The sequence below is a fragment of the Pirellulales bacterium genome, assembly GCA_035533075.1.
Classification (GTDB): domain Bacteria; phylum Planctomycetota; class Planctomycetia; order Pirellulales; family JAICIG01; genus DASSFG01.
In genome coordinates this window covers 19,557-42,690 of sequence record DATLUO010000047.1, presented here as the reverse complement: position 1 = coordinate 42,690, position 23,134 = coordinate 19,557, and the positions used below count along the sequence as shown (strand labels likewise).

General features: G+C 63.5%; 24 protein-coding genes. 17 read left to right on the top strand and 7 right to left on the bottom strand.

Annotated elements, in window-relative coordinates; translation table 11 throughout:
- Positions 1-65: 65 nt before the first annotated feature.
- Positions 66-821, bottom strand: coding sequence for an alpha/beta hydrolase-fold protein (locus VNH11_06085; protein HVA45939.1), 756 nt, complete (start codon positions 819-821; stop codon positions 66-68).
- A gap of 123 nt (positions 822-944) precedes the next feature.
- The gene (locus VNH11_06080; GenBank protein ID HVA45938.1) at positions 945-2,663 is read right to left on the bottom strand and encodes an amidohydrolase; all 1,719 of its coding nucleotides are present in this window, start codon (positions 2,661-2,663) and stop codon (positions 945-947) included.
- Between the two features lie 232 nt (positions 2,664-2,895).
- On the opposite strand from VNH11_06080, the gene VNH11_06075 reads away from it, so the two are divergent.
- Genes VNH11_06075 through VNH11_06065 form a run of 3 tightly spaced genes read left to right on the top strand, consistent with a single transcriptional unit; the run spans position 2,896 to position 3,902 of the window.
- Positions 2,896-3,351, top strand: coding sequence for a hypothetical protein (locus tag VNH11_06075; protein ID HVA45937.1), 456 nt, complete (start codon positions 2,896-2,898; stop codon positions 3,349-3,351).
- A 5-nt stretch (positions 3,352-3,356) separates the two neighbouring features.
- A complete protein-coding gene (locus VNH11_06070) occupies positions 3,357-3,515 on the top strand; it encodes a hypothetical protein (protein HVA45936.1) in 159 nt (52 codons plus the stop codon).
- 27 nt (positions 3,516-3,542) lie between these two features.
- On the top strand, positions 3,543-3,902 hold the full coding sequence (locus VNH11_06065; GenBank protein ID HVA45935.1) for a hypothetical protein: 360 nt from the start codon (positions 3,543-3,545) through the stop codon (positions 3,900-3,902).
- Here VNH11_06065 and VNH11_06060 read toward each other — a convergent pair.
- From VNH11_06060 to VNH11_06045, 4 genes are all read right to left on the bottom strand, one after another.
- Entirely contained in the window at positions 3,899-4,258 is a 360-nt protein-coding gene (locus VNH11_06060) for an amidohydrolase family protein (protein ID HVA45934.1), read from the bottom strand. The two genes, VNH11_06065 and VNH11_06060, sit on opposite strands and share 4 nt — an antisense overlap.
- The gene (locus tag VNH11_06055; protein ID HVA45933.1) at positions 4,255-4,941 is read right to left on the bottom strand and encodes a hypothetical protein; all 687 of its coding nucleotides are present in this window, start codon (positions 4,939-4,941) and stop codon (positions 4,255-4,257) included. Before VNH11_06055 ends, VNH11_06060 begins: the two co-directional genes overlap by 4 nt.
- A gap of 66 nt (positions 4,942-5,007) precedes the next feature.
- A complete protein-coding gene (locus tag VNH11_06050; protein ID HVA45932.1) occupies positions 5,008-6,240 on the bottom strand; it encodes an ABC transporter permease in 1,233 nt (410 codons plus the stop codon).
- Between the two features lie 2 nt (positions 6,241-6,242).
- Positions 6,243-6,701 carry a DUF4162 domain-containing protein gene (locus VNH11_06045; protein ID HVA45931.1) on the bottom strand — a complete coding sequence of 153 codons (459 nt, stop codon included), beginning with the start codon at positions 6,699-6,701 and terminating at the stop codon, positions 6,243-6,245.
- Between the two features lie 446 nt (positions 6,702-7,147).
- Here VNH11_06045 and VNH11_06040 point away from each other — a divergent pair, with 446 nt between their 5' ends.
- Positions 7,148-7,609, top strand: coding sequence for a hypothetical protein (locus VNH11_06040; GenBank protein HVA45930.1), 462 nt, complete (start codon positions 7,148-7,150; stop codon positions 7,607-7,609).
- Here the strand turns inward: VNH11_06040 and modA are convergent.
- Complete coding sequence (gene modA / locus VNH11_06035; GenBank protein ID HVA45929.1) at positions 7,590-8,666, bottom strand: molybdate ABC transporter substrate-binding protein; 1,077 nt, start codon at positions 8,664-8,666, stop codon at positions 7,590-7,592. The genes VNH11_06040 and modA overlap by 20 nt on opposite strands.
- 157 nt (positions 8,667-8,823) lie before the next feature.
- Between modA and VNH11_06030 the strand changes: the two genes are divergently transcribed.
- From VNH11_06030 to VNH11_05970, 13 genes are all read left to right on the top strand, one after another.
- Entirely contained in the window at positions 8,824-9,855 is a 1,032-nt protein-coding gene (locus VNH11_06030; protein ID HVA45928.1) for a DUF1559 domain-containing protein, read from the top strand.
- 210 nt (positions 9,856-10,065) lie between these two features.
- On the top strand, positions 10,066-10,488 hold the full coding sequence (locus VNH11_06025; GenBank protein ID HVA45927.1) for a BlaI/MecI/CopY family transcriptional regulator: 423 nt from the start codon (positions 10,066-10,068) through the stop codon (positions 10,486-10,488).
- A 2-nt stretch (positions 10,489-10,490) separates the two neighbouring features.
- Positions 10,491-12,284, top strand: coding sequence for a M56 family metallopeptidase (locus VNH11_06020; GenBank protein ID HVA45926.1), 1,794 nt, complete (start codon positions 10,491-10,493; stop codon positions 12,282-12,284).
- A gap of 566 nt (positions 12,285-12,850) precedes the next feature.
- The gene (locus VNH11_06015) at positions 12,851-13,372 is read left to right on the top strand and encodes a sigma-70 family RNA polymerase sigma factor (GenBank protein HVA45925.1); all 522 of its coding nucleotides are present in this window, start codon (positions 12,851-12,853) and stop codon (positions 13,370-13,372) included.
- A gap of 4 nt (positions 13,373-13,376) precedes the next feature.
- Positions 13,377-14,189, top strand: a complete 813-nt coding sequence (locus VNH11_06010) for a hypothetical protein (GenBank protein HVA45924.1) — start codon at positions 13,377-13,379, stop codon at positions 14,187-14,189.
- Entirely contained in the window at positions 14,176-15,021 is an 846-nt protein-coding gene (locus VNH11_06005) for an HAD family hydrolase (protein HVA45923.1), read from the top strand. The genes VNH11_06010 and VNH11_06005 overlap by 14 nt, the downstream gene beginning before the upstream one ends.
- A 208-nt stretch (positions 15,022-15,229) precedes the next feature.
- Entirely contained in the window at positions 15,230-15,883 is a 654-nt protein-coding gene (locus tag VNH11_06000) for a hypothetical protein (GenBank protein HVA45922.1), read from the top strand.
- Between the two features lie 240 nt (positions 15,884-16,123).
- Positions 16,124-16,750, top strand: coding sequence for a DUF1080 domain-containing protein (locus tag VNH11_05995; protein ID HVA45921.1), 627 nt, complete (start codon positions 16,124-16,126; stop codon positions 16,748-16,750).
- Between the two features lie 126 nt (positions 16,751-16,876).
- Positions 16,877-17,710, top strand: a complete 834-nt coding sequence (locus VNH11_05990; GenBank protein HVA45920.1) for a tetratricopeptide repeat protein — start codon at positions 16,877-16,879, stop codon at positions 17,708-17,710.
- Between the two features lie 54 nt (positions 17,711-17,764).
- On the top strand, positions 17,765-17,896 hold the full coding sequence (locus tag VNH11_05985) for a hypothetical protein (protein HVA45919.1): 132 nt from the start codon (positions 17,765-17,767) through the stop codon (positions 17,894-17,896).
- 127 nt (positions 17,897-18,023) lie between these two features.
- Entirely contained in the window at positions 18,024-21,380 is a 3,357-nt protein-coding gene (locus tag VNH11_05980) for a hypothetical protein (GenBank protein HVA45918.1), read from the top strand.
- Between the two features lie 48 nt (positions 21,381-21,428).
- Positions 21,429-22,148, top strand: coding sequence for a Uma2 family endonuclease (locus tag VNH11_05975; protein HVA45917.1), 720 nt, complete (start codon positions 21,429-21,431; stop codon positions 22,146-22,148).
- A gap of 5 nt (positions 22,149-22,153) precedes the next feature.
- Positions 22,154-22,873: a Uma2 family endonuclease gene (locus tag VNH11_05970; GenBank protein ID HVA45916.1), complete on the top strand. Its 720-nt coding sequence runs from the start codon at positions 22,154-22,156 to the stop codon at positions 22,871-22,873.
- Positions 22,874-23,134: the final 261 nt, after the last annotated feature.

Here is a 23,134-nt window from a genome sequence, read left to right as displayed (position 1 = left end):
GCAACGCCGCCGAATGCTCCTGAAGCCCCTTCGCCCATTGATGCGCCGGCTGCCAGGTAGCTCGTCTACGGGGCCACGCGGAGCCGCTCGCGCTCGAGACGCTCGGCGACGTAATCCAACGCCTTGGCTGCCATCAACTCGCTATAGGCCCTTGCCCGTCCTTGGGCCGTGGTCTGCATGTCGGCGTCATGGGGAATGCCCAGCGCCGAGAGTTTCATTTTGAGCCTCTCGGCGCTGGCGAACCAAGGGTCGTCGGCCGGGTCGCAGGCGAAGTAGATGTTCCGCGGCCAATTCAGCGGATGAACGTGCAGCGTGGCCGTATCCTGCCGGGCGGCTTCCGGCTCGGCATAAATTGCCGGCAAGGCAAGCTCGTCTTCGTCATAATAGGCGAGCTGAAAATCGATCGCCGGCGACATGGCCGCCACAATCGGCAGCCGATTCGGGTACTTGAACGACAACCGCAGTGCGCCTTGTCCGCCCATACCGATGCCCAATAGCGCAATCTGCGTCGGGCGCGACCCCCATTGTTCGGCCGCGTAGCTCAGCACGTGATCCATCACGTATTGCTCGGCCGAGAGCGCGGCATCGAAGCCGGGCCAAATCCGCTCGGTCCACCAGCTTCGGCCGCTCTTGGGCGCGATGCAAGGCAGGCCATGTCGTGCAAACTGTTCGAGATACGCCTCGCGTCCTTCGAGTCCGGCGGCGTCGACATCGTGCAGGAAGATCAGCGACCAGCCGTGCGGGTTTCGCTGCGCAGGCTCGTAAACCTGGCACGCGTGCCCTCGCAGGTCGACAACTTCAAGATGTTTTTTGGGGGACATGGGTTATGGTCATGTAGGGTGGGACCAGCGAGCTTGCGAGCGCCGGCCCACCATCGGCGCGACGTTGTTCACGGTGGGCCGGCGCTCGCAAGCTCGCTGGTCCCACCCTACACGTGAAGAAACTCAGCGTCGCTCGTAGACGGCCCGGCCATCGATGTACGTCGCCACGACCTGCGTCTGGCGAATCTCATCGACCGGACATTCCAGCAGGTCGCGGTCGAGGATGACGAAGTCGGCCAGCTTGCCCGGCTCAAGCGAGCCCGTGCGGTCGTCGAGGAACATGATCTTGGCGTTGTTGGCGGTGTAAAGGCGAATCGCCTGCTGGCGTGACAGCGCTTGTTCGGGGTGCAGCGGCTCATCGTGCCAGCGGGCGCGGCGCGTGAGCGTGACCCACATTCCCAGCCAGGGATTGTAGGGATTGATCGCCCGCAACGAGCCGATCTTTTGCATGTGATCGCTGCCGCCGCCGGCCGTCACGCCGGCCTTGAACAGCGTCTTGAGCGGTTGGAAATAACGCAGCCGGTCGTAGCCGAAGTGGGCCACTAAGGTCCGCGTATCGAGATATAGCCAGGCCGGTTGAATATCGACCATCACGCCCAGCCTGGCGGCTTGGTCGATCGCTTGCTGCGTCATGAAATTCGAGTGCGTGACGCAGGGCCGCGTGGGCGCCACCGGCGTGCTGTGGTTCACCTCTTCGTAGGCGTCGATCAGGGCCTGCACGGCGCCGTCGCCGACGCTGTGGGCCGTGAACTGCAAGCCATGCTCCACTGCCGCGCGGACGATCGACAGCAGCGTTTCATCGGGTATATAACGCATGCCGCGGTAGCCCGGATCGTCGATCGAATAGATGCGGCTGACGCCCCACGGCCGTAGCATGTAGGCGCTGCCGGTGAGCATGCCGCCGTCCAGGAAGGTCTTCAGTCCGATGATCCGCAGCCGGTCGTCGCCCTGGCACAGCGGGTCGGCGGCGATGCGAGCGATGGTCGCCACGATGTCGGCTGTCTTGCCCGACGTGTCGAGATCCTGCGAAAGCCGCACGCGCAGCGGCAGCTTGCCGGCGGCGTGCAACCGGCGGTATTGTTCGACCACATCGGCCTTGGCGTCGCGGTCGATGATCGACGTGATGCCGACCGACGTGTAATCGTTGAGCAGCTCCAGCAGACGCTCGTCTCTCTCTTGCGGCGTGGCCTTTTTGTCGGGCGACGACACCTTGAGGTATTGCATCGCGCCGCGGAGGATGCCGGTCGGCTCGCCGCTGGCCGGGTCTTTTTCGATCTTGCCGGCGCCGGTGGCCTGGAAATCCTTGTCAATGCCGCTCTTGGCGAGGGCCAGCGAGTTCGCTGAAGCGTCGGGGCCGGTGGAAAACACGACCGGATGACGCGGGGCGGCGGCGTCCAACTCGGCCTTGGTTGGATACCGCTGCTCTCGTAGGCGCGTGATGAACACCTGCCGCACGACGATCCATTCACCTTCCGGCAGCGCCTTGGCCCGCGACGTGATGTAGGCCAGCACATCGGCGATCGACTCCATGTCGGGCACGGGATGATCGAACTCGGTCAGGCAGGCCGCGGCCGGATGAACGTGCGAATCGCCCAGGCCGGGCAGCACCGTCTTGCCCGACAGATCGACGATCTTCGTCATCGGGCCGCGAGTTTTCAGCACGTCGTCGTCGGAACCGACCATCAGGATACGGCCGTCTTTGACGGCCATCGCCGAGTGCAGCGAAAAGTCGCGGTCGACGGTCACGATCTTGCCGCGGTGCAAGATGAGATCGGCCTCCGCGGCGAGGGTGGGGCCCGCGAGAAGGAAGGCGGCGAGGGCGAGCAGCTTGCGGCGTAGCATGGCGGGTGACTCGAAGGAGATCATTTGTGGCTGTAGCGCAGCATAATCGGCGGACCGACCGTGCGAAAGTGCCACGCAAATTCTGTTGCGTGCGGCGTCGCTCGTGGCAGCCGTCGACGAACTGTTGCTGGTGCGGCACCGCAGATTGGCCAGCAACTTCGGCCGGCGACGACGATCAGCCAACGTGATAAAATGCACGTGGGCAACCGTTCGCGTTTATAGGACCGGAACGATGGATCAAAAACTTGCGGATCTAGTTCAGAAGAAGCAGAAGCAGTTGAGCGCCGGCGATGGTGTCGACTGGGACGACCGTCGTGACAAATACGTTGCGGCCGTGAACGCCTTGTATGAGCAGATGCAGGGCATGCTCGCCGAGGCAATCGGCCAGAACAGTGTCTCGCTGCAAAGGCGCGAGAAACAGTTGAGCGAGAGTTACATCGGAACGTATGCAATCGAGGACCTTATCTTGCGGATTGGAGATGAGCAGGTCCGCTTTTCGCCTCGGGGGCGGAATATCGCGGGTGCCGAAGGCCGTATTGACGTCGTTGGCGAGCGCGGCGAGGCGATCCTTATTCTGCGAGACGATTCAGGGTGGGGGTTCGTGCAGTCTCGCCAACCGAAGGTGACCGTTGTTCCCTTCGATGAGTCAACGCTTGCCGAAGTGCTGCGGCTGGTAATGCGGGATTAAGACCAATGCCTCTGCCATTAGTCGGTCAACCGTCTGCCGAGCCGCAGACGCTGGACTGGGTCGGCCACGGCCGCTACTGGGCCAAGCCGGTGGAAGTCGACCGGCTCGACCCCGACGACGTATACGATCGAGCCGACGAGCTACTGCGGGCACTCCCTCCTTGAGATACCGGTCTACGTCTGATCGAAGGCATGATGAGCCTGCCGGAGCCGCTGGCGGAGCTTGCCTGGAAAGAGATTCGCGATTTTGCAAAGGAGAAAAACATGCCGTACATCACTGCTGCGGAGCGTGTTGGCCGCGAAGAAGGGCTGGCCGAGGGTCTGGCGAAGGGCCGGGAGGAGGGCCGGGAGGAGGGCCGGGCGATCGGCGCACGGCAAAGCTTGCTCGCGGGCATCGAGGTGGCGCTGGAACTGAGATTCGCCGCGCCTGGTCTCACGCTTTTGCCCGAGATTCGAGAAATCGAAGATGTGGACCTGCTGCGGAAGATACTCGGCGCGATCAAGCAAGCCGAGAGCCCGGAAGCACTGTGCCAGCTTTGGCTAAAATCTTAACAGCATGTCGAATCTGACGAACGACCGTCCACAAACACCTGCCGCACTCGCAAATCCGCGTCGAGCACCAGCAAATCGGCCCGCTTGCCCGGTGCGATGCTTCCCAGCTCGCGATCGAAGCCGGCGATGCGGGCGGGCGTCAGACTCGCCATGCGGACCGCTTCCCAGACCGGGCAACCGGTCAGCTCGCGGAACGTGCGGACCATGTGGTCCATGCCCTGCACGCCGGACGCCAGGGCTTGCCCGTCCGGCATCAGGCCCACGCCGTCGCGCCGCAGGAATGGCTCGCCGCCGTCGAGCGGGCCGAAGATGTATTGCCCGTCGGGCAAGTCGAGCGCGCGGTTGCAGTCGGTCACCAGTGCCAGCCGGTCGGGTCCCTTGATCTTGCGGGCCAGCAGCAGCGTTCGTTAATGACGGTTGCAGTACCGCTCGTGAGGAGCACGACCAATGTGAACATGACCATCGTGCCTGGAATCGCCTGCTCGAAGCCGCTGGAGATTTCTTTGCGCTCGCCCGCCGGCACCACCTCCAGCCGCAGATGGCGGGGCTTTTCAGCAAGGCGTTTGAAGCTTTCAGGTTCCGGTTGTTCGGCAGCCGACGTGGTTGCCACGAGGTCGGCGAGGACGGTGTACACGGCCCGCGCGACCCGCACCTGATCGTATTGCCCCGACTGGTCGGCGTTCTTGCGAGAGAATTTCACGACAACCTTCTTTCCCGAAATCACGTTCTCGGTGAAACCGCTCGGGATCGTCAGCCAACGCGGTTGGGCATCGAGCTCTTTATCTCCATTGATCGGCACGATCTGAAAGCCTGCCGCGTCGAGGCGGCGCGTGATTTCGGCGGCGAGGAGCCCCGCATCCTCGGGTATCTGCACGCCCAGGCGGTCTTTGCCCGTGCCCTGTCGTCCCATGCCGCTTGTAATGGTGCCGATGAAATAGAAGAACATGATCGGCATGATGAAGACCCAGAGGATCGTCTCCCTTTCGCGCAGGGCGTGCAGCAGATCGTTGCGGGCAATGAACCAGGCGTCTCGAAACATGGCCGGACGGATTTTGGATTTTAGATTTTGGATTGGGGACTGGGGAAAAACAATATCCGCTTAGCTTTATATAAGCCGACGCAGGCGGCGTTCGCTGATCAGGAACAAGATGACGCAACTGGCCAGCACGATCGTAATCGCGGTTGCCAGCGACCCCGCGCCGGTGGAGTCGAACAGGATGTCTTCGAGTTGTTGCAGTGCCCAGCCGTTGGGGGTTTTGCGTCCGATGGCTGCCATCCAGGCGGGCATGGAGTCGAACGGAACGAAGCTTCCACCCAGGAACATGAGAGGAATCACGATGCAGTTGGTGAGCACCGTGCCCGCCCGCTGATTGGTTGCATAGAGTTGAATGTTGAGAAACAGCAAGAAGAACGTGACTCCCGCCATCGCCGACCAGAGGGCGGACAAGGGGAGCTTCGCCAGCGGCAGTTTGAGGTACAGCATGCCGGCCGACAGCACCACTAGGGCTCCGCCGAAAATCACCACCGCGGCGGCCAGCAGTTTGCCGGCGAGCAGCGCCGAGGTCGAGGCAGGCGTGCAGGCGGCCCTTCGCAGCGTTCCCAGGTCGCGCTCGCGCCACACGTCACCGCTCAGGTTTCCTGCCATGAATAGGAGGGCCATGAACAGAATGCCCGGCAGCCGCAGCTTCGCCGGATTGACCTGCTCGGCGGTCGGCGCCTGATCCAGCGAGCTCCCTAGCTCGATGACTGGCGGAAAGAGGTATTTGCGCGCGCCTTGCATCGTTTCATTGATCGACTGGCTGATTCGCGAGATATCTTCCTGTGTCAGTTGTTGCGCAGCGTCCGCACGATCGGCCAGCAGCTCGTGTACTTCGGGACCGGCCAAGCGGTGAAGGTAAAAGATTGATTCCACAACCATTTCCAGCGCTTCCTGCACGATGCCAGGCAGGATGCGCTGGGCGGGATTGGTGACGAGCACGAGCCTGGTGGGCCGATCGCGAAGCACCGCGCTGCGAAAGCCGGGCGGAACAATCAGAAGCGCCGACGCCTCGCCACGCCCCATCCGCTCGCGGCCTTCGCGGGTATTCGCCTCTTCAACCTCCAGAAACGTCTTCGCTGTGCCGGCCGCGAAGGCCCGCACCAACAGGTCTCCGATCAGTCCTCCATCTTCGTCGGCGACGAGCAAATGCGGTCGTGGTGGCGCCTTCTCAACACCAGAGAACAAAAGCGACAGCAGTCCGCCGATCATCAGGGGCATTCCCAGCCAGATTACCAGCCCCAGCGGATCGCGCAGGTGGCGCCGCAGATCCTTGACGGCGGCGTTGAAGACGAAGTTCATGCTTATTCCCGCAGTTCTTTGCCCGTGAGGTGGATAAACAGGCTCTCCAGGCTCGGCCGGGTCACGGTCGTCTCGCGAATTTCCGCGCCGGCGCCGGCCAGTGCGGTAAACAGTTCGGGCAGTTTGCGGGAGGCGTCTGCCAGCGCGAGCCGCAATTCTACCGCTTCGGCCTGAACCACGTCGGCGCCCTCAATCTGCTGCAGTGCCTCACGGGCCGGGTCGAACCGGCCGGCCAGCCGGACCGCGTCCCGTTCGCCGACTCTGCCACGCAATTCGGCCAACGTCCCTGCGGCAATGATCTGGCCGTGATCGATGATCGCGATCCGATCGCAGAGCGTCTCGGCTTCTTCCAGGTAATGCGTGGTATACAAGACGCACGTCCCATCGGCGAGCTGCTGCCGCACGACCTCCAGCAGCCGCACCCGAGACTGGGCGCCTAATAGTGTGTTGATCGTGTCCAAAGAGACACTAACCCGAAGCGTCAGCGAGGCAGAATCACCGCATTTCCTCGCTGACGCTTCGGGTTAGTGTGGGCCAGCAACACATTATTAGGACACTACCAGTAACGGGGTAATGGCCTCCCCCCTCTACCCTGCCTATGGCGCCTATCGTCGGTCCGCAATTGTGGGATGAGCTAAAACGCACAGTCGCGCGAACTCCAAAAAAAGCCGCCCAGGTCGCTCAGACCTGGGCGGCTCGATCCCCGCTATGTGCCGCGCGTCGATCAGTCGCCCAGAATAGACTGGCACCGCGAACCTATGCCAGCTTGCTTATTCCTTGGGCACCGCTACGAACCACACTAAAACGCACGGATTAGATTTGACATCGCCTGAAATGGAATCACTAGCAGGAACTGCCGCATTGGTTGGCCGCATCCTCACCAGGATTTTTTGGGCTAGATTTGTCTATGGCCCGCTGGTTCGAGACCATCACCGACCTGAGCGACGAGCGGCAACGTGCCGTCGCGCGTCGCCGCAGATACGGCGTGATCGAAACGGTCGACGGCCGGCTGCGGCGGATCGTGTTTCGCCCGTTGCCGTCGCTGGCCGGGCCGTTCGACCTGCCCTGGGGCCAACTCTTGCACCGCGCGGTGGCCGGAAACCGTTGCTGGCTCTATTTCAACCAGCCTCGCGGCCTGGAGCAGTTTCTGTCGCTGAAGTTCGTGATGTCGACGCGGCACACGACGCTGGCCACGTTGCGCGGCGCCTTGGCCGTGCTCGACGTAATCGCCGACATCAAGCGGACCGAGGCCATCGTGTGCGATGCGGCGAACTGGCGGATCTCCGACCGGCTGCTGGCACGTTGGGGCTGGCAAAGCCACAAGCCGCAGCGCTGGCACCGGAATTACATCAAGCGGTTCGGGACGTAGACTTGACGGGGTGAAAACCAAAGGAGCGGAACCGGCGACGAGCGGCCGGCGACTGCAGGAAGTCGAGCAAGCGGCGGGCCGGCCCGGCCGATGCGGCATTTTCGGGCACCACCGCCCAGTACTCCGCCACCACCGCTTCCGACCGCGGCTGCGATAAGACGCGGATGCGATTCGACCGCGCCGCGTCGCTGGTGTAGACCAGGCCCACCTCCGCTCCGCCGGACTCCAACGTGGCCAGCACGCCGCCCGAACTGTCGGCCGTCACCAGCCGGTCGCGCAGGCCCTCGCCGAGGCCGAGCTGCGTCAGGTAGTCGCGCGTGTAGCTGCCCAGCGGCGATTCGGGATCGGCCAGAGCGACGCGGCCCACGTCGGCACGCAGCAGGTCTTTGGGATGCCGCAAGGCGATGGTTGCGTCGGCCGGGGCGACGATTGCCAGACCGTTGCGGGCCAGCACACGCGGGGCGTTGGCCTGGCACAAGCCCGCTCGCCGCAACCGCTCGACTTGCGCGGCGTCGGCCGAGATGAAAAGATCGCACGGCGCGCCGGCCAAGGTATGGTCGGCCAGCTCGTTGGAAGCGCCGTAAATCGCCCGAACACGCACCGCGGGTTGCCGCAGAACGTGGTCGGCCAGCAATTGCCCCAAAACTTGTTCCAGGCTGATGGCCGCGGCGACGTGGACGGCGGCGGTGCGCTGGCCGAGGTCGAGAACGCGGGGCAGAATTTGCGCCGCCGCCGTATGCATCTCCTGCTGAAGCTGGCAGAAACTGGCCACGGCGTGCTTGCCCAGCTCGGTCAGCCGCGCGCCGCCGCCTCGCTGGCCCCCCACGGCGCTGGTGACCAGCGGTTTGCCGGCGGCGCGGTTGATGCCTTGCACCAGCAGCCAGGCGTGCCGGTACGAAATGCCCACCTGCCGGGCGGCGCCGCTGATGCTTTGGCAGCGGTCGATGGCTTCCAGCAATTCCAGCCGCCCCGGACCCAACAGCGCCTCGCCGTTGCGCTCCACCCAAATCCGCAGCCGTATCGACCAGTCGTTTTCCCACGCGGGGGCGTTTTGCACGGAAACCTCCAGACCGACCGTTGCGATTTTGGATTTTGGATTTTGGATTTTCGATTCCCAGAGTCGAGAATGCAACGGGCCACTTGACGAACCGCTATATCCGAACGTATATAACGGTTCGGACCGGATTTTTTCGACCCTCGCAGGAAACCAAGCCATGTCACGCCGCCGGGCCTTCACGCTGGTCGAGTTGCTCGTGGTGATCGCCATTATCGGTTTGCTGGTGGCGCTGTTGCTGCCGGCGGTGCAGGCCGCCCGCGAAGCCGCCCGCCGCGCCGACTGCAACAATCACCTCAAGCAGATCGGCTTGGCCTTGCAAAACTATCATTCGGCCGTCGGCTCCTTTCCGCCGGGCCGGTTGCGGTGCGAGACGATTCCCAACCAAGGGCGCTGCTATTCGACCTATGTCTTTCTGCTGCCCTACCTGGAGCAGGCGAACGTGCGGCAAATGTTCAACCTGCTGGCCAACGCCGACTCGCCCGACCCGGTGTGGCCCGGCGTGAACGCGGCCGCCTGCCTGGAGCAGTTGCCGGTGCTGCTCTGCGCCAGCGATCAGCACACCACCCCCATGCCCGGCTTCGAGGTCCACAACTATCCTCTCAATACCGGCACGACCTTTCCGGTGTCGACGCTCAATCCGGGCGGCGTGCCGGTGACGGGCGTGTTCTTCGAGAATTCGACGATCGGCATCAAAGACGTGCTCGACGGCAGCAGCAACACCATCTGCATCGGCGAGACCGTGATCTCGGTGGCCGGTATGGGCGAAAACCCAAAGGGCGTGTGGGACGGGAAGCCGACGAAGGGTTTCGTGCTGACCACCGGCAACAACAACGCCTGGAGCGCGCCGGAGCTGACGAGCTATCCCGGCCAGTGCGCGCCAGGCGGCCAGCTCGAACAGGGGCGCGGCTGCAAATGGATTTTCGGCGCTCCCGGGCACACAATGTACAACCACATTCGCGCGCCGAACGACCCGAATATCGACTGCCGCGGCGGCGGGACGCTCAGCAAGCTGGGGCCGAGCGTCTGGAACCTCGATTCGCACAACGTGACCACTCACAGCAATCATCCGGGCGGCGTGAACGCGCTTTCCTGCGACGGCCACGTGCAGTTCGTGACCGACGGCATCAGCTTGCCCATCTGGTGGGCCCTGGGCAGCCGCGCCGGCGGCGAAGCGGTCGCCGCGCCGTGATCTCGGGTTCGTCCTTCAAGCAGATCGTGCATGAACTCGTAGGGTGGGCCGGCGCTCGCAAGCTCGCTGGTCCCACCCTGCGGATCTGCCGCGCAGGCCCGTTTCTTCACCGGATCACGAGGGCAATTGCCCTGCGCTATTGACAATGGATTACTGTCGTAGTCTAATGACGTGCTGATGTAGTCCACAACCACGATTCCGGAGCGTCCGGTGTCCTCGCGCGAAAAACCGCCGGTCGCCCTCTCGGCCGCGGAATGGGAAGTGATGAAGCTCTTTTGGGAGCGCGGGCCGATGGCCGCCCGCGACCTCTACGCCGCGCTGCCAAAGCGGCGCGGCTGGGCCTACAAGACCGTCAAGACGCTCCTCTCCCGTCTCGTCGCCAAGGAGGCGCTGGCCTACGATCAGGTGGGAAATTCGTATCTCTATCGGCCGGCCGTCGATCGAGAAGCCATGACCCGCCAGGAGGTGCGCGGCGTGTTCCAAAAACTGGCCAGCGAGGCGTTGTCGCCGGTGCTGGCCCATTTCATCGACGAGGCCGATCTCTCCGACGTCGAAATCCGCGAGCTCAAGCGCCGGCTCGACGAGAAACGAAGTCTACCGGGCACGAAACGCGGCCAGGAAAGACCGAGGTGACCATGTTCGATCCTGTTCTGCGGCACTGGTGGGTATGGATCGTGGCGGCGAGTTGGCAGTTGGCCCTGCTGGTCGCGTTGGTTGCCGCCTTGACGTGGCTGCTGCGATCGGCGTCGCCGCGGCTGCGCCACGCGCTCTGGCTGCTGGTGCTGGCCAAGGTCTTTTTGCCGCCCGGTCTGGCGACGCCCGTGAGCGTCGGGCGGTGGGGCGTCGGCCCGTTGCGCGACGCAATCGGCCTCCCTGCTTGGGACGTCCAAGGGCGCTCGCCGTTGCCCGACCTCGCGGAGTCGAGTGGCTCGCTCGAAAACAAATCTCGAAGCGCGCCGAAGTTCCAGCAAGGCCCGCGCATTACCGGCCATGCTCGCTCGTCGCTGCCTCTGCTGTTTGGCTTATGGGCCGCGGGTTGCCTGTTGTTCTGGGCCTTCGTCGTGGGCCGGTACGCGCGGCTCGTCCGCGCCGTGCGAAGTTTTCCGACCGTCGATGAAGGCCCGTTGCGGATTGCTTTGGAGCGAATAGCGATCGATCTTGGCCTGCGGCGGGTTCCCGACGTTGTGGCGGCCGACATGGTGACGAGTCCCTTCCTGTTCGGCGTCATCCGCCCAACGATCGTCTTGCCGCAAGGGCTGCTCGCCCGATGGACCGACGTGGAGTTGCGGGCGGTACTGGCCCACGAACTGGTGCATTGGCAGCGCGGCGACACGTGGCTGGGCTGGTTGCAAACGATCGCCCAGGGCCTGTTTTGGTTTCATCCCTTTCTGTGGTGGGCCAACGGCCAGCTTCGGCACCAGCGCGAGTGCGCGTGCGACGAAGCCGTGCTGCGGCGGGAAGGGATTGCCCCGGAACCATACGGCGAAGCGATCGTCCGTATGTTGACGATGTTACGCGGGCGATCGCTTGTGTCGGGCAGCTTGGTGGGAATTTTCGAAGTGGGCACAAACCTGCAACACCGATTGGAGGAGATCATGAACTACCATCCGCTGAAACGCCGCTTTGGTTGGCCGAGCCGTCTGGCGATCGTTGCCACCGCCGTTTTGCTGCTGCCGATGGCGCCCGGCGCCGGCGACCGTCCGGCTGCGATCGCTCAGGAAGCCGCCGCGCCGGCCGACAACGCGAAGCCCAAGGATGCCCATCCGCGCATGGTGAAGTCATCTCCGCCGCAGGGCGCGACGGGAGTCGATCCCGCGTTGAAGGAGATTTCCGTCACTTTTGATCGAGACATGGAGCAAGGCATGAGCTGGACCGGCGGACCGCCGCTGTTTCCACCGGTTGACAAGAGCCGGCAAGCCCGCTGGGCCGACAAACGAACGTGCGTCTTGCCGGTCAAGCTGGAAGCAGGCGCCTTCTATCGTTTGGGCATCAATTCTTCCAGTCATCAGAACTTCCGCCGCAAAGGGGGCGCGGCGGCCGCGGCGGCGGCCATCTACTTCAGCACGAAAGGCGCGACGGAGGAGGTCGAGCGGCGGGTGCGCGTGCCGGCCATCGTTTCGCTCGATCCGCCAAACGGTTCCAACGACGTCGAGCCGACTACGGCGTCGCTTCGTGTCACCTTCAGCGTGCCGATGGGCGAAGGAATGTCGTGGACCGGCGGTGGGGCAGAGTTTCCCAAGATTCCCGTCGGGAAAACGGCGAGCTGGTCGGACGACGGTTTGACGTGTACTCTGCCCGTCTCGTTGGAACCGGAGCACGGCTACCAGCTTGGGCTGAACAGCGTGAGCCACAACAACTTCCAGAGCAAGTGGGGCGTGCCGCTGGAAGCGGTCGTGTATAAGTTCCAGACCGGCGCCGCCGCGCACTGACCGCTCGTTCCGGACGTCATCCTTTCGCGGGCAGAAACGAAACATTTTCGGTGGCTTGGGAAAAAAAGCTGGCCGAGTTCGACTGGGGAATCACGAACACGTCCTGCCGGCCAGCGATGCCCCGGTGGGTGGCGCGTAAAGCTTCGCCGAACCCGTTCCCATTTCACACTAACCCGAAGCGCAAGCGAGGTTTTGTCGCCTTTTTCACGTTCCTCGCTAGCGCTTCGGGTTGGTGTACGGCACCTGCGTACCGGGTTCGGCGAAGCTTTACGGTGGCGCTACCGGGGCATCGGCTGGCCGCAGCGCTTTTAGGCACTCTCAACCGCAACCTAGCCCTAGCCAGCCTCTGCCCCAGCCACCATCAGTTGTCGGCCAAATGCCTCATTCTCGGCCGCGTGAAGTATATCCCGGTTTTATGCTCCCAACTCGTGCGAAAGGCCAGTTGCGCTCCAACGCCCCAAGCGATACAATACGTCCGGGGAAGAAATCCGGGGTTTTTCTCCGGCGCGGGAATAAATCGGTCCGCGGATGACTCTTATTGATATAGGCGGCCTATGACGGAAAGAATGCCAACCGTGGATATCGGTCAACTCGTGGCCGAACACCATGCCTCGGTTTATCGCTATGCTTTCCGACTGACCGGTGCGGTCTGCGATGCCGAAGACCTGACGCAGCAGACGTTTCTGGCCGCGCATGTGAATCTGGCGCAACTCCGCCAAGCGGAACATGCGCGGGGCTGGTTGTTTACCATCCTACGCCACAACTATGCCAAATTCCGAAGCAAGCGATTGCCGCTGTCGGCCAGCGGGTTCGATGTCGACCTCGATGCCGTTGCGGAGGAAGTCCCTACCGAGCTGGTCGTCGATCCGGAACGTTTGCAGCAGGCCATCGATGAACTGCCGGATGACTTCAAGATCGTCGTGCTGATGTTCTACTTCGAAGAATGCTCTTACCGCGAGATCGCCGAGCGGCTCGGGCTGCCGGCGGGAACCGTGATGAGCCGGTTGGCACGGGCCAAAGCACGGTTGCGGGCAAAACTCACGGAACCGGACGAAATACCCGTGTCGTTAGCCGCCAGGGCCGAGTAGGTTTATGCACCCCAAACACAATCTGTCCAGCGATGCGATCTTGGCGATCGAGGTTTGCCGTCCCGACAGTGACGACGCGTTGCTCGCCGAGGTGGCGTCAATCTTGGAGAGCGAGCCGCCGGCGCGCGTGGCGGAACTGAGGCGATCGGTCCAGCGAGTCGACCGCGCCATCATGGCGGCCACTCAGAAATTGCCCGTGCCGGAGGGGCTGGCCGATCGCATCCTTGCCAACCTTCCTACCTCGCCCATCGGACCGGCGACCTACGTGGCTGTTCCCGAAGCAAGCGCCGATGCCGTCGAAATAGCGAGCCGCGAGCAGCGACCCGGCAGACGGGCCCGCCGGCGATGGTCGCTGGTGGCGGGTGTGGGATTGTCGATGGCTGCCGGTCTGCTCGTCGCCGCGACGCTGTGGACATCTCGCGGCTCGGTCGAGGTAGCGGAGGTGCAGGCCGAGGCCAGAACGTTGTACCAAGACGACGACCACCGCGCACCGCTGGCCTCCGGCGAGTTTCCCACTTTGCTTCCCGGCCTGGCGGCAAACGCCATTCGCGGTTGGCGCGAGGCCACTTTCTTGAATCGCGACGGCGTGGCCTACGAGTTGTCTGGCCGACGCCGCGTGCAAGGCACGCTGTACGTCGTGGCATTGCGGTCGTTCTGGGGTCCGAAGCTCAACGATCTGCCGCTGAGGCCCGTTCCTCATGGCACGGCGGGAGTGACCGTGGCGGTGTGGGCCGACGACAGCAACGCCTATGTGATGGTGGTCAGGGGCGGCGAACATGACTTTTGGAGCTTCTTTTCGCGGAATGTTGCCGCCTGATCGCGTCGTGCCGATTTCCACCGGCTCCGTCGAGCTAAAGCGCCCCGACTTTGTTCGTGGGCGGTTTCGCGCCGTGCTGTTCGATTTCGACGGCACACTGTCGTTGATCCGCCGCAACTGGCAGAACGTCATGATTCCGATGATGGTCGACGTGCTGGCGAGCACCGAGACCGTCGAAACCCGCGAGGAGCTGCACGCTCACGTCGAAGAGTACGTGATGCGGCTCAACGGCAAGCAGACGATCTACCAGATGATGCAGTTGGCCGAAGAGGTCGAATTGCGTGGCGGCCGGCCGCGGCCCCCGCTGGAATACAAGCACCAATACCACGATCTGCTGTGGGCGCAAATTGGCGGTCGCGTGGCCGGGCTGAAATCGGGCGCCATTGACCCGGAGGATCTGACCGTGCCGGGCACGCACCGGCTGCTCGAGCGGCTGAGCCAGCGCGGCTTGACGCTGTGGCTGGCCTCCGGCACGGACTTGAAATATGTCGAAGGCGAGTTGCGGTCGCTCAAGCTCGAACATTTTTTCGGCCCGCGCGTATACGGGGCGCTCGATAACCATCTGGCGTTTTCCAAGGCCCTGATTATCGAGCGGATGATTGCCGAAATGGGAGTCAGCGGCGACGAATTGCTGGCCTTTGGCGACGGCTACGTCGAAATCGAAGAAACGCGCCGCGTGGGCGGGGTGGCGGTGGGCGTGGCCAGCGAAGAAGAGACGCGGTCGGGCGTCAACGCCTGGAAGCGCCAGCGGCTACTGCGGGCGGGGGCCGACCTGATCATCGGCGACTACCGCTGCCAGGACGAGCTGCTGGCACTGCTCGGACTGGCCTGATTCTCAGTGATGCCCCGGTAGCGCCACCACCGGGGCATCGCTGGCCGGCGGCGCGTATTGCAGGGGCCGGATCGATCTCGGCCAGCTTCTGCCCCAGCCACCGACGATTGCGTGCAGTATAGCAACTTGGCGGGTGGTTGCATAAAATAGCTCGGGGCGTTTGCAGAAAAGGATCTCGGCAGAACAAGAACCAAGAAAGGAGTCGTCTATGTCAAAGCGGCATGGATCGCGGGAACAAAAGCGTGCTGCCAAGCACAAGTCGAAACGCGACGAAAAACGCCGGCAAGTGGCCCGCGCCACCTCAAATAACCCGGCCGTACGCTTGCTTTCAGCCGCCTCATGGCCCCTTGTCGTCACGCTCGAGCCAGAACAGCTTTGGGACGTGGGCATCGGCAGTTTACTCATTGCCCGGCGCGCTCCGGGCGGACGCCTGGTGGTGGGCATTTATCTGGTAGACGTGTTTTGCCTGGGCGTCAAGGATGCATTTTGGAGGGATGTCGGCGAGGCCGAATATAAGGCCATGCTCGACAAGCTGACGTCCCACGGGCGTCCGCAGCGAGCGATTGCGCCGGAGCGCTTTGCCAAGCTCGTCTACTGCGCGGTCGATTATGCCCAGTCGCTGGGCATTTCACCGCACCCCGACTTCCATACGACGCGCCATTTGATGGACGGCATCGACCCTTCGCTCTGCACCGACGAGTTCGAGTTCGGGCAAAACGGGAAACCGTGCTATATGGCCGGGCCGAACGACTCGCCCGCCATCGCCCACATGCTCGCCGGCCGCATCAACGCCGCCGGCGGGCATTTCCTGATCCCCGTCAGTGGGTCGATGCCGTTCGATTTGGACGACGATGATCCTTAGTGCTCTGCCCCAGCGACCGACCCATCCAGGCGTGTTCATCGGCACGAACGGGACGTCATGCCTTGAAAATGAGCTCCGCGGGCCGGATTTTCATTTACAAGACGCCGCCCGGTCATCAAACTAGAGCGAAGCGCGGGGCCCGGTTCGTCCGCCGAGACCACGTGGGCGTGATTGGCCGCGTTCTGCCAAGCTCGGACGGGACTTATTCGCTTTACCGCACGCTGAGAGGAATTTGAAACCATGATGATGAGGTCGCGTTGGTTCGCACTTTCCCTGACGGTGTTCGCCGTGCTGGCGGCGGCCGCCGGGGCCGCCGACGAACAGGGCGACGGCGAAGGCTGGATCGTGCTGTTCGACGGCAAGAGTCTCGCTGGCTGGCAGGCGAGCGAGAACCCGGAGAACTGGACGGTGGAAGACGGTGCCCTCGCCGGGCACGGCAGCCGCAGCCACCTGTTCTACGTCGGCCGGGAGTTTCAGAACTTCCACTTCAAGACCGACGTCATGATCAACCGGGGCGGCAATTCCGGCATCTTTTTCCACAGCAAGCTGGAGGAAGGTTGGCCGACGGCCGGCTATGAGTCGCAGGTGAACAACACCCACCTCGACCCCGTGAAGACCGGCAGCCTGTATTACGTGGTCAAGCTCTTCGAGTCGGCCGCCCAAGACGACGAGTGGTGGACGCAGGAGATCCTCGTGCAAGGGAAGCGGATTACCATGAAGGTCAACGGCAAGACGCTGTATGAATATGTCGAACCAGAGGGGGTCAACGGGCCGCATAAGCTTTCGAAGGGCCTGTTTGCCTTCCAGCAGCACGATCCGGGCAGCCGGGTGCGCTACAAGAACGTGATGGTCAAGCCGTTGCCGTAGCTCTGGGTGGTGTCGGCGTCCCGATTGCCGAGAAGAAGCTTGAAATCGTTGTAAGGGCGGATTACCATTTTGTTTCCGATGCTTCAGTTGCCTCTTTTACCGACTCCATCGCAGGAGCACTCTTTCATGCCTCGCTGTATGCGCCCCGTCGCTTATGGATTGCCGGCCGTTTGGGGTTGGGCTTTGGCACTTGGATTGACGTTGACGACCGTCGGGCCGGCCAAGGCGCAGCTCGATGTGCTCAACGAACTTTATGGCAGCGGAGTTCACGCTTACAACTCCGGCGCGTATCGCGAGGCTTACGACGACTTGTCGATGGCGGTCCGCAACGGCTCGAAAGATCCGCGGGTCTACTATTATCGCGGCTTGGCCTATTTCAAGCTTGGCCGGCCACAGGAAGCCCACCGCGATTTCCAAACGGGCGCATCATTGGAAATGGCCGACACCGACCGCTTCTATCCCGTGAGCAAGGCGCTGGAGCGGGTGCAGGGCCAAGCCAGGGCGCAGATCGAGCGTTACCGTTCGAATGCCCGGCTGGTCGCTTACCAGAGTCGCGAGCGGCGGCGGTTCGAGCGGTATGAGCGGATCCGCAAGAACGAGCCAAACGTGCTCATGCCGGAAGAAGCCACGGAAATCCCCTCGCCGGCCAAGGAAGCGGACGAAAAACCCGAGGCCGAAAAACCTGACGCTTTAGAGCCCAAGCCGGAAATGGCCGACGAGGAGCCGGCCGACGAGAAACCGGCGAAGAAGCCGGCGGCCGACGACGAGACCGATCCGTTCGCAGAAAAGCCTGAGCAGGAAACCGACGAAAAAGACGCCGCCGATGAAATGCCGGCCGAAAAGGAAGACGATGCCGCCGAAGAAGGCGCCGACGAGAAAAAGCCGGCCGAAAAGGTGACCGAGGAAGGCGACGAAGACATGCCGGCCGATGAAAAAAGCGACGACGAGAAGAGTGGCTGAGGCAGAGCCTGGCCGAGTGGAGGCTGGCACTTCGTTCATCTTGGCGGCCGGGCGATGCCCCGGTTGGACGCACCGGGGCATCGCTTGGCCGCCACGCTGTTGAAAGGCACCGGCCGCTATCTGGCCAAGCTCTGCCCCAGCCACCGCTTCTCCTCGAGGCAAAATGTCTCATTCTCGGCCGCGTGAAGTATAATCGACGTCGTCTACGGTGGGCCGGCGCTCGCAAGCTCGCTCGCTCCCACCCTACCTCCCGCCTCTCGAATCTCCCACGCTCACGATGAAATGCTCTTTTTCAGGGCAGCGCGCTTGGTCGTTGCTGCTCCTCGTTTTGTTCGCGGCCCAGGCCCACGCGGCAGCACCCGCCATCTCCAGCCTCGCCGCACGCGGACTGCCGCTGGGTACATCAACCGTGATGGTCAGCGGCAGCGACCTCTTGCCCGATCCGCGGCTGGTTCTTCCAGTGCCGATCGCCAGCCAAAAGGTCAAAGAGGGTGCGACCGCCACGCAGGTGCAGATCGAGCTGGTGCTCGACGGGTCCGTTTCGCCGGGCATCTACCCGCTCAGGCTGGCGACGTCGCAAGGCATCTCCTCCCCCGTTGGCGTCGGCATTGACGCCTTGCCGGAGTTGCCCTTCTCGCCCGAGATCGGCTCGCTGCCCGTCGCCCTCACCGGAACACTGCAAGGCAGTGCGGTGCTGCGAACGTCCTTCACCGGGCAAAAAGGTCAACCGGTGGTGATCGACGTCGAGGGCCGCCGGTTGGGCATCGAGTTGAACCCCGTCTTGCACCTGCTGGATGCTCGCGGCGTGCAGATTGCCTACGCTCCACCGACCGCCGCGTTGGCGGGCGACGCCCGGATTGTCGTGCCGCTGCCGGCCGACGGACGCTACACCGTCGAGCTGCACGACGCTCTCTATCGCGGGCCGGGGCCGGGCACCTTTCGGCTCAAGGTCGGCACGTTCTATTACGCCGACCTGGTGTTTCCCTTGGGCGTGCGCCGTGGGGTCAAGTCGCCGCTGGAGTTGATTTCGACCAACCTGCCGCCGGGCACCAAAGTCGAATCGACCGACGTTCCCGTCCCCGGCGAGTTCCCGGCTGCCTGGCCGGCCGTGGGGCTGCTTGCCGGCGGACGGCCGCGCGTGATCTACAGCGACTTCGACGAAGTCGCGGAACTGCCCAAGGCGGGCGATTCTCTGCAGCGGCTGGCGGTACCGATGGCCGTCAGCGGGCGGCTGGCGGCGGCCAAGGAAGAAGATCGTTATGAGGTGGCCGTGACGCCGGGCACGGCCCTGCGGTTCGACGTGCTGGCCGCCCGCATCGGCTCACCGCTCGACGGCGTGCTGTCGGTCCGCAACAAGGCCGGCGGCGAACTGGCCGGCAACGACGACCGTCCGCAGACCGCCGATCCGGGTCTCGATTTCACTGTGCCGAATGGCGTCGAATCTTTGGTCGTCGTTTTGAGAGACCTGGAAGGCCGCGGCGGCGACAACTTCGTCTATCGGCTGGCGATCACGCCGGTCGCCCAGCCTGACTTCAGCCTCACGCTGTTCGCCGATCGCGAGCCGCTGCCGCGTCAAGGTGTGACGGTGATGCGCGTGCGGGCAAACCGCGCCGGCTACAACGGCCCGATCAAGCTCAGCGTCGCCGGTTTGCCGGCGGGTGTGACCATGACCGGCGAAGAGATTCCCGCCGGGGCCACCGATGCGCTCGTCACGTTGCAAGCCGGCGATCAGCAGCCCGCGCCCGTGCTGGCGACGGTAATCGGTGAGAGCACCGGACCGAACACGTCGCTGAAGCGTCTTGCCCGGCTGACCGACGGCCCGCTGGCCAAGTATCAGCCGTGGCTGGCCAACGAGTTGGCGCTGGCCGGCACGCAAGCTTTGCCGCTGGCCGCGAACTGGGGGCCGGGCACGCCCGCCAACCAGCTTCCGCTTGGTTCGTCGCTGCCGCTGGAAGTGCAGACGCCGCGCGCGGCGGGCGTCGCCGGCCCGGTCCGGCTGTCGCTGTTGACGACGCAGATCGTTCCCAAGAAGACGATCAAGGAAAACAACCAGGATAAACAGGTCGACGATCTCGACCGCGCGTTGCGGCTCGACGGCGCGCCGACGATCGCGGCCGACCAGTCGTCGTCCACCGTGAGCGTGCTGGTCCCTCGCGACCTGCCAAGGCTGCCTTTCGATCTGGCGGTGCAAGCCGAACTGTTGACGGCCGACGGCAAGGGCGTGGTGGCCACGGCCGTCACGCCGGCACGGCGAATGACCGTCACTTCGCCGCTGGTGTTGACGCTTTCGGGCGACGCGAAAGTTGAAGCCAAGGCCGGCTCCGGCGAGACGGGCAAGCTCACCGGTTCGCTGAGCCGTATCGGGCAGCTCAAGTCTCCGGTGGTGCTCACGCTGGAAGGGCTGCCGCCCGACCTCCCTTCGCCGGAGCTGACGCTGCCGCCGGAACAAAGCGAGTTTGCGTTCTCCGTCTCGTTCCCTTTCAATGCGCCGCCGGGCGCGGCGGCCAATGTGCGGCTGGTGGCGGTCGATCGTTCGGCGGCGGTGGCGATCAAGTCGAACGAGATCCCGGTCGCGGTCAATGTGGTTGCGGGCGGACCGCCGCCGGCGCTTTATCGGCTGTTCGAAGACGAAGGCCCGTTTGCCGGTTTGCTGACGGAGGGCGGCGGCAAGGCGAGCATGGAAACGACCGACCGTTACGCCGGCCAGGCGGCGTTGCGCGTGACGCCCGACCAGAAATTCCGCGCGAAGCTGCCGGGGCTGGGTGTCAACATCGCGGAGACTCCCGGCGAGGGACAATACCGCTATCTGCGATTCGCCTGGAAGAAGCGCGGCGGGCAAAACATTTTGTTGCAGCTTGCCGCCAACGGCTCGTTCGGGCCGCTGCGCGGCGCGGCGGGTCCGGCGTTCCGCTATGAGGCCGGTCCCGCGCCCAACGGTTTCAATGCGGCCGCCGTCAAGATCGACGACAATTTGCCCAGCGGCTGGACCGAGGTGACCCGCGATCTGTTCGCCGATTTCGGGGCCTTCCGCCTGGACGGACTGGCATTAACGCCCGGCGACGGCGAAATCGCGCTGTTCGACCACATCTATCTGGCGCGGACGCTCGACGACCTGAAGGGCTGCCCCGCGCCGCTGCCGGCCGAGCAACCGTTGGCGATCTTCGAGGACCAAGCGGAGTTTGTCACGAATCTCAGCCAAGGGAACGGCACGCCCGCGCTGGCGACGGACGAAAAGTTCAGCGGCGCGGCGAGCGTGAAGGTGACGCCGGGGCAACGGTTCAATGGCATGTTGCCCGGCTTGGCCGCCAAGATTCGCCAGAACCCCGGCCCCGGCGAATACCGATACCTGCAATTCGCTTGGAAGAAGAAAGGGGGCCAGCGGATCGGCGTGCAGCTTGGGCACGACGGCAAGTTCGGGCCGCAAGCGCCGAGTCCGGCCCAATACCGCTACGACGCTGGACCGGCGCCCAATGCCAGCTTCGGCGGCGCGCTGCGGATCGACGGCCAACTACCCGGCGGCTTCGTGCTGGTGACGCGCGATCTGTTCGCCGACTTCGGTGAGTTCACGCTCACGGGTCTCGCCTTGGCGCCCTTGGACGGCGACTTTGCGCTGTTCGACCACATCTATCTCGGCCGCCAGTTGCGCGACTTCGACCTCGTCGCTCCGTGACGAACCGGGTAGAATAAAGAAGTTCCCGAACCCAACTGGGACTTTCCCATGGCAATCGCAATCACCGAAACTTTATCGCCCCGTCCGGTGCCCGCGAAAGACATCCCGCCGTTGGAGCAGGGCGATCGTCTGACACGGGTCGAATTCGAGCGCCGCTACGCCGCGATGCCGGATCTGAAAAAAGCCGAACTGATCGAGGGAAGAGTCTATATGCCTTCGCCGGTTACCTCCGCACATGGCCGACCTCACTCACGGCTGATTCGCTGGCTGGGGGCATACGAGGATGGCACGCCGGGCGTGTCGCTCAGCGACAACACTACGGTCCGCTTCGACAACGACAACGAGTCTCAGCCTGACGTGCTTTTGGCCCTCGACGCGGCGTGCGGCGGTCAATCGCATATCGACGAAGACGACTATTTTGCCGGACCTCCCGAATTGGTGGCCGAAGTTGCCAAATCCAGCGTGAGTTATGATTTGCACGACAAACTTCACGTCTATCGCCGTCAAGGCGTCCGTGAATACGTCGTCTGGCGCGTGCTGGACGCGGAAATCGATTGGTTTCATCTCGTGAATGGCAACTACGAACGCCTTTCGAAAGACGCTTCCGGTCTTTTCAAAAGTAGGGTCTTTCCTGGGCTGTGGCTCGACCCGGCGGCGATCGTGAAATGGGACTTTGCGCGGGTGTTCCAGATTCTCCAACAAGGAATCGCCTCCCCAGAACACGTCGATTTCGTCGCAGCCTTAAAGGCGCGGCGTGGCAGAGGTTAAGCTGCATGGCCATCGCAATCACCGAAACTTTATCGCCCCGTCCGGTGCCCGCCGAAGACATTCCGCCGTTGGAGCAGGGCGATCGTCTGACACGGGTCGAATTTGAGCGCCGCTACGCCGCGATGCCGGATCTGAAAAAAGCCGAACTGATCGAGGGAAGAGTCTATATGCCTTCGCCGGTTACCAGCGGACATTCCGGTCCCCACTCAGATATCGTGACATGGCTGGGATACTATCGGGCTGCGACGCCGGTGTTTTTGCCTGGCGGCAACAACGGCAGCGTCCGCTTCGACGGGGACAATGAACCTCAGCCCGACGCGGCGTTGTGCATCGATCCCGTCTATGGCGGTCAGGCGCGTATCGACGAAGACGACTACTTTGCCGGTCCTCCCGAATTCGTGGCCGAGGTCGCCAAATCGACCGTCAACTATGATTTGCACGATAAGCTGCAGGTCTACCGCCGGCATGGAGTGTGCGAATATCTGGTTCTCCGCGTCCGCGATGCGCAGCTTGATTGGTTTCGTCTCGTCGACGGCAGATATCAACCGATTCAGCCGGACGCCGCGGGCATCCTTAAGAGTTCAGTCCTTCCCGGCCTTTGGCTCGATCCCACGGCCATGCTCAAAGGGGATCTGGCGCGCGTTTTTGCCGTGCTGCAAGAGGGAATTGCCTCTCCAGAGCACGCAAAGTTCCTGGCCGCGTTGCAGGCGCGGCGAGCGACCTAATTCGATGTACCGGGCCACAATCTCAAATTGTGGTCGGCGCGCCCTCAGAGTGAGCGAAGAAGCGCGCTTTGGCAGTCGTTTTGAACAACGCTTGCCTGTTTTTCAAGCGTCCCTGTCTGGGGTGCGAGGGCGGCTGCGGACGCCGAAGGCCGCGAAATCGCGGCAATTCCGCGTCTTGAGCGGGCGACCGTCCTAGGCGTTGTTCCCGTTTTGACCGCTTGGCACACGTCTTGCAGAACGACCGGCAGAACCCTTTTTCCA

Coding starts and splice junctions, on each gene's coding strand:
- VNH11_06030 (HVA45928.1), top strand. CDS start 8,824: ATGTCACGCCGCCGGGCCTTCACGCTGGTCGAGTTGCTCGTGGTGATC.
- VNH11_06075 (HVA45937.1), top strand. CDS start 2,896: ATGGATCAAAAACTTGCGGATCTAGTTCAGAAGAAGCAGAAGCAGTTG.
- VNH11_05975 (HVA45917.1), top strand. CDS start 21,429: ATGGCAATCGCAATCACCGAAACTTTATCGCCCCGTCCGGTGCCCGCG.
- VNH11_05970 (HVA45916.1), top strand. CDS start 22,154: ATGGCCATCGCAATCACCGAAACTTTATCGCCCCGTCCGGTGCCCGCC.
- VNH11_06010 (HVA45924.1), top strand. CDS start 13,377: ATGCACCCCAAACACAATCTGTCCAGCGATGCGATCTTGGCGATCGAG.
- VNH11_06070 (HVA45936.1), top strand. CDS start 3,357: ATGCCTCTGCCATTAGTCGGTCAACCGTCTGCCGAGCCGCAGACGCTG.
- VNH11_06080 (HVA45938.1), bottom strand. CDS start 2,663: ATGCTACGCCGCAAGCTGCTCGCCCTCGCCGCCTTCCTTCTCGCGGGC.
- VNH11_06005 (HVA45923.1), top strand. CDS start 14,176: ATGTTGCCGCCTGATCGCGTCGTGCCGATTTCCACCGGCTCCGTCGAG.
- VNH11_06000 (HVA45922.1), top strand. CDS start 15,230: ATGTCAAAGCGGCATGGATCGCGGGAACAAAAGCGTGCTGCCAAGCAC.
- VNH11_06055 (HVA45933.1), bottom strand. CDS start 4,941: ATGTTTCGAGACGCCTGGTTCATTGCCCGCAACGATCTGCTGCACGCC.
- VNH11_06065 (HVA45935.1), top strand. CDS start 3,543: ATGATGAGCCTGCCGGAGCCGCTGGCGGAGCTTGCCTGGAAAGAGATT.
- VNH11_06040 (HVA45930.1), top strand. CDS start 7,148: ATGGCCCGCTGGTTCGAGACCATCACCGACCTGAGCGACGAGCGGCAA.
- VNH11_05990 (HVA45920.1), top strand. CDS start 16,877: ATGCCTCGCTGTATGCGCCCCGTCGCTTATGGATTGCCGGCCGTTTGG.
- VNH11_06020 (HVA45926.1), top strand. CDS start 10,491: ATGTTCGATCCTGTTCTGCGGCACTGGTGGGTATGGATCGTGGCGGCG.
- VNH11_06085 (HVA45939.1), bottom strand. CDS start 821: ATGTCCCCCAAAAAACATCTTGAAGTTGTCGACCTGCGAGGGCACGCG.
- VNH11_05995 (HVA45921.1), top strand. CDS start 16,124: ATGATGATGAGGTCGCGTTGGTTCGCACTTTCCCTGACGGTGTTCGCC.
- VNH11_05985 (HVA45919.1), top strand. CDS start 17,765: ATGCCCCGGTTGGACGCACCGGGGCATCGCTTGGCCGCCACGCTGTTG.
- VNH11_06015 (HVA45925.1), top strand. CDS start 12,851: ATGCCAACCGTGGATATCGGTCAACTCGTGGCCGAACACCATGCCTCG.
- VNH11_06050 (HVA45932.1), bottom strand. CDS start 6,240: ATGAACTTCGTCTTCAACGCCGCCGTCAAGGATCTGCGGCGCCACCTG.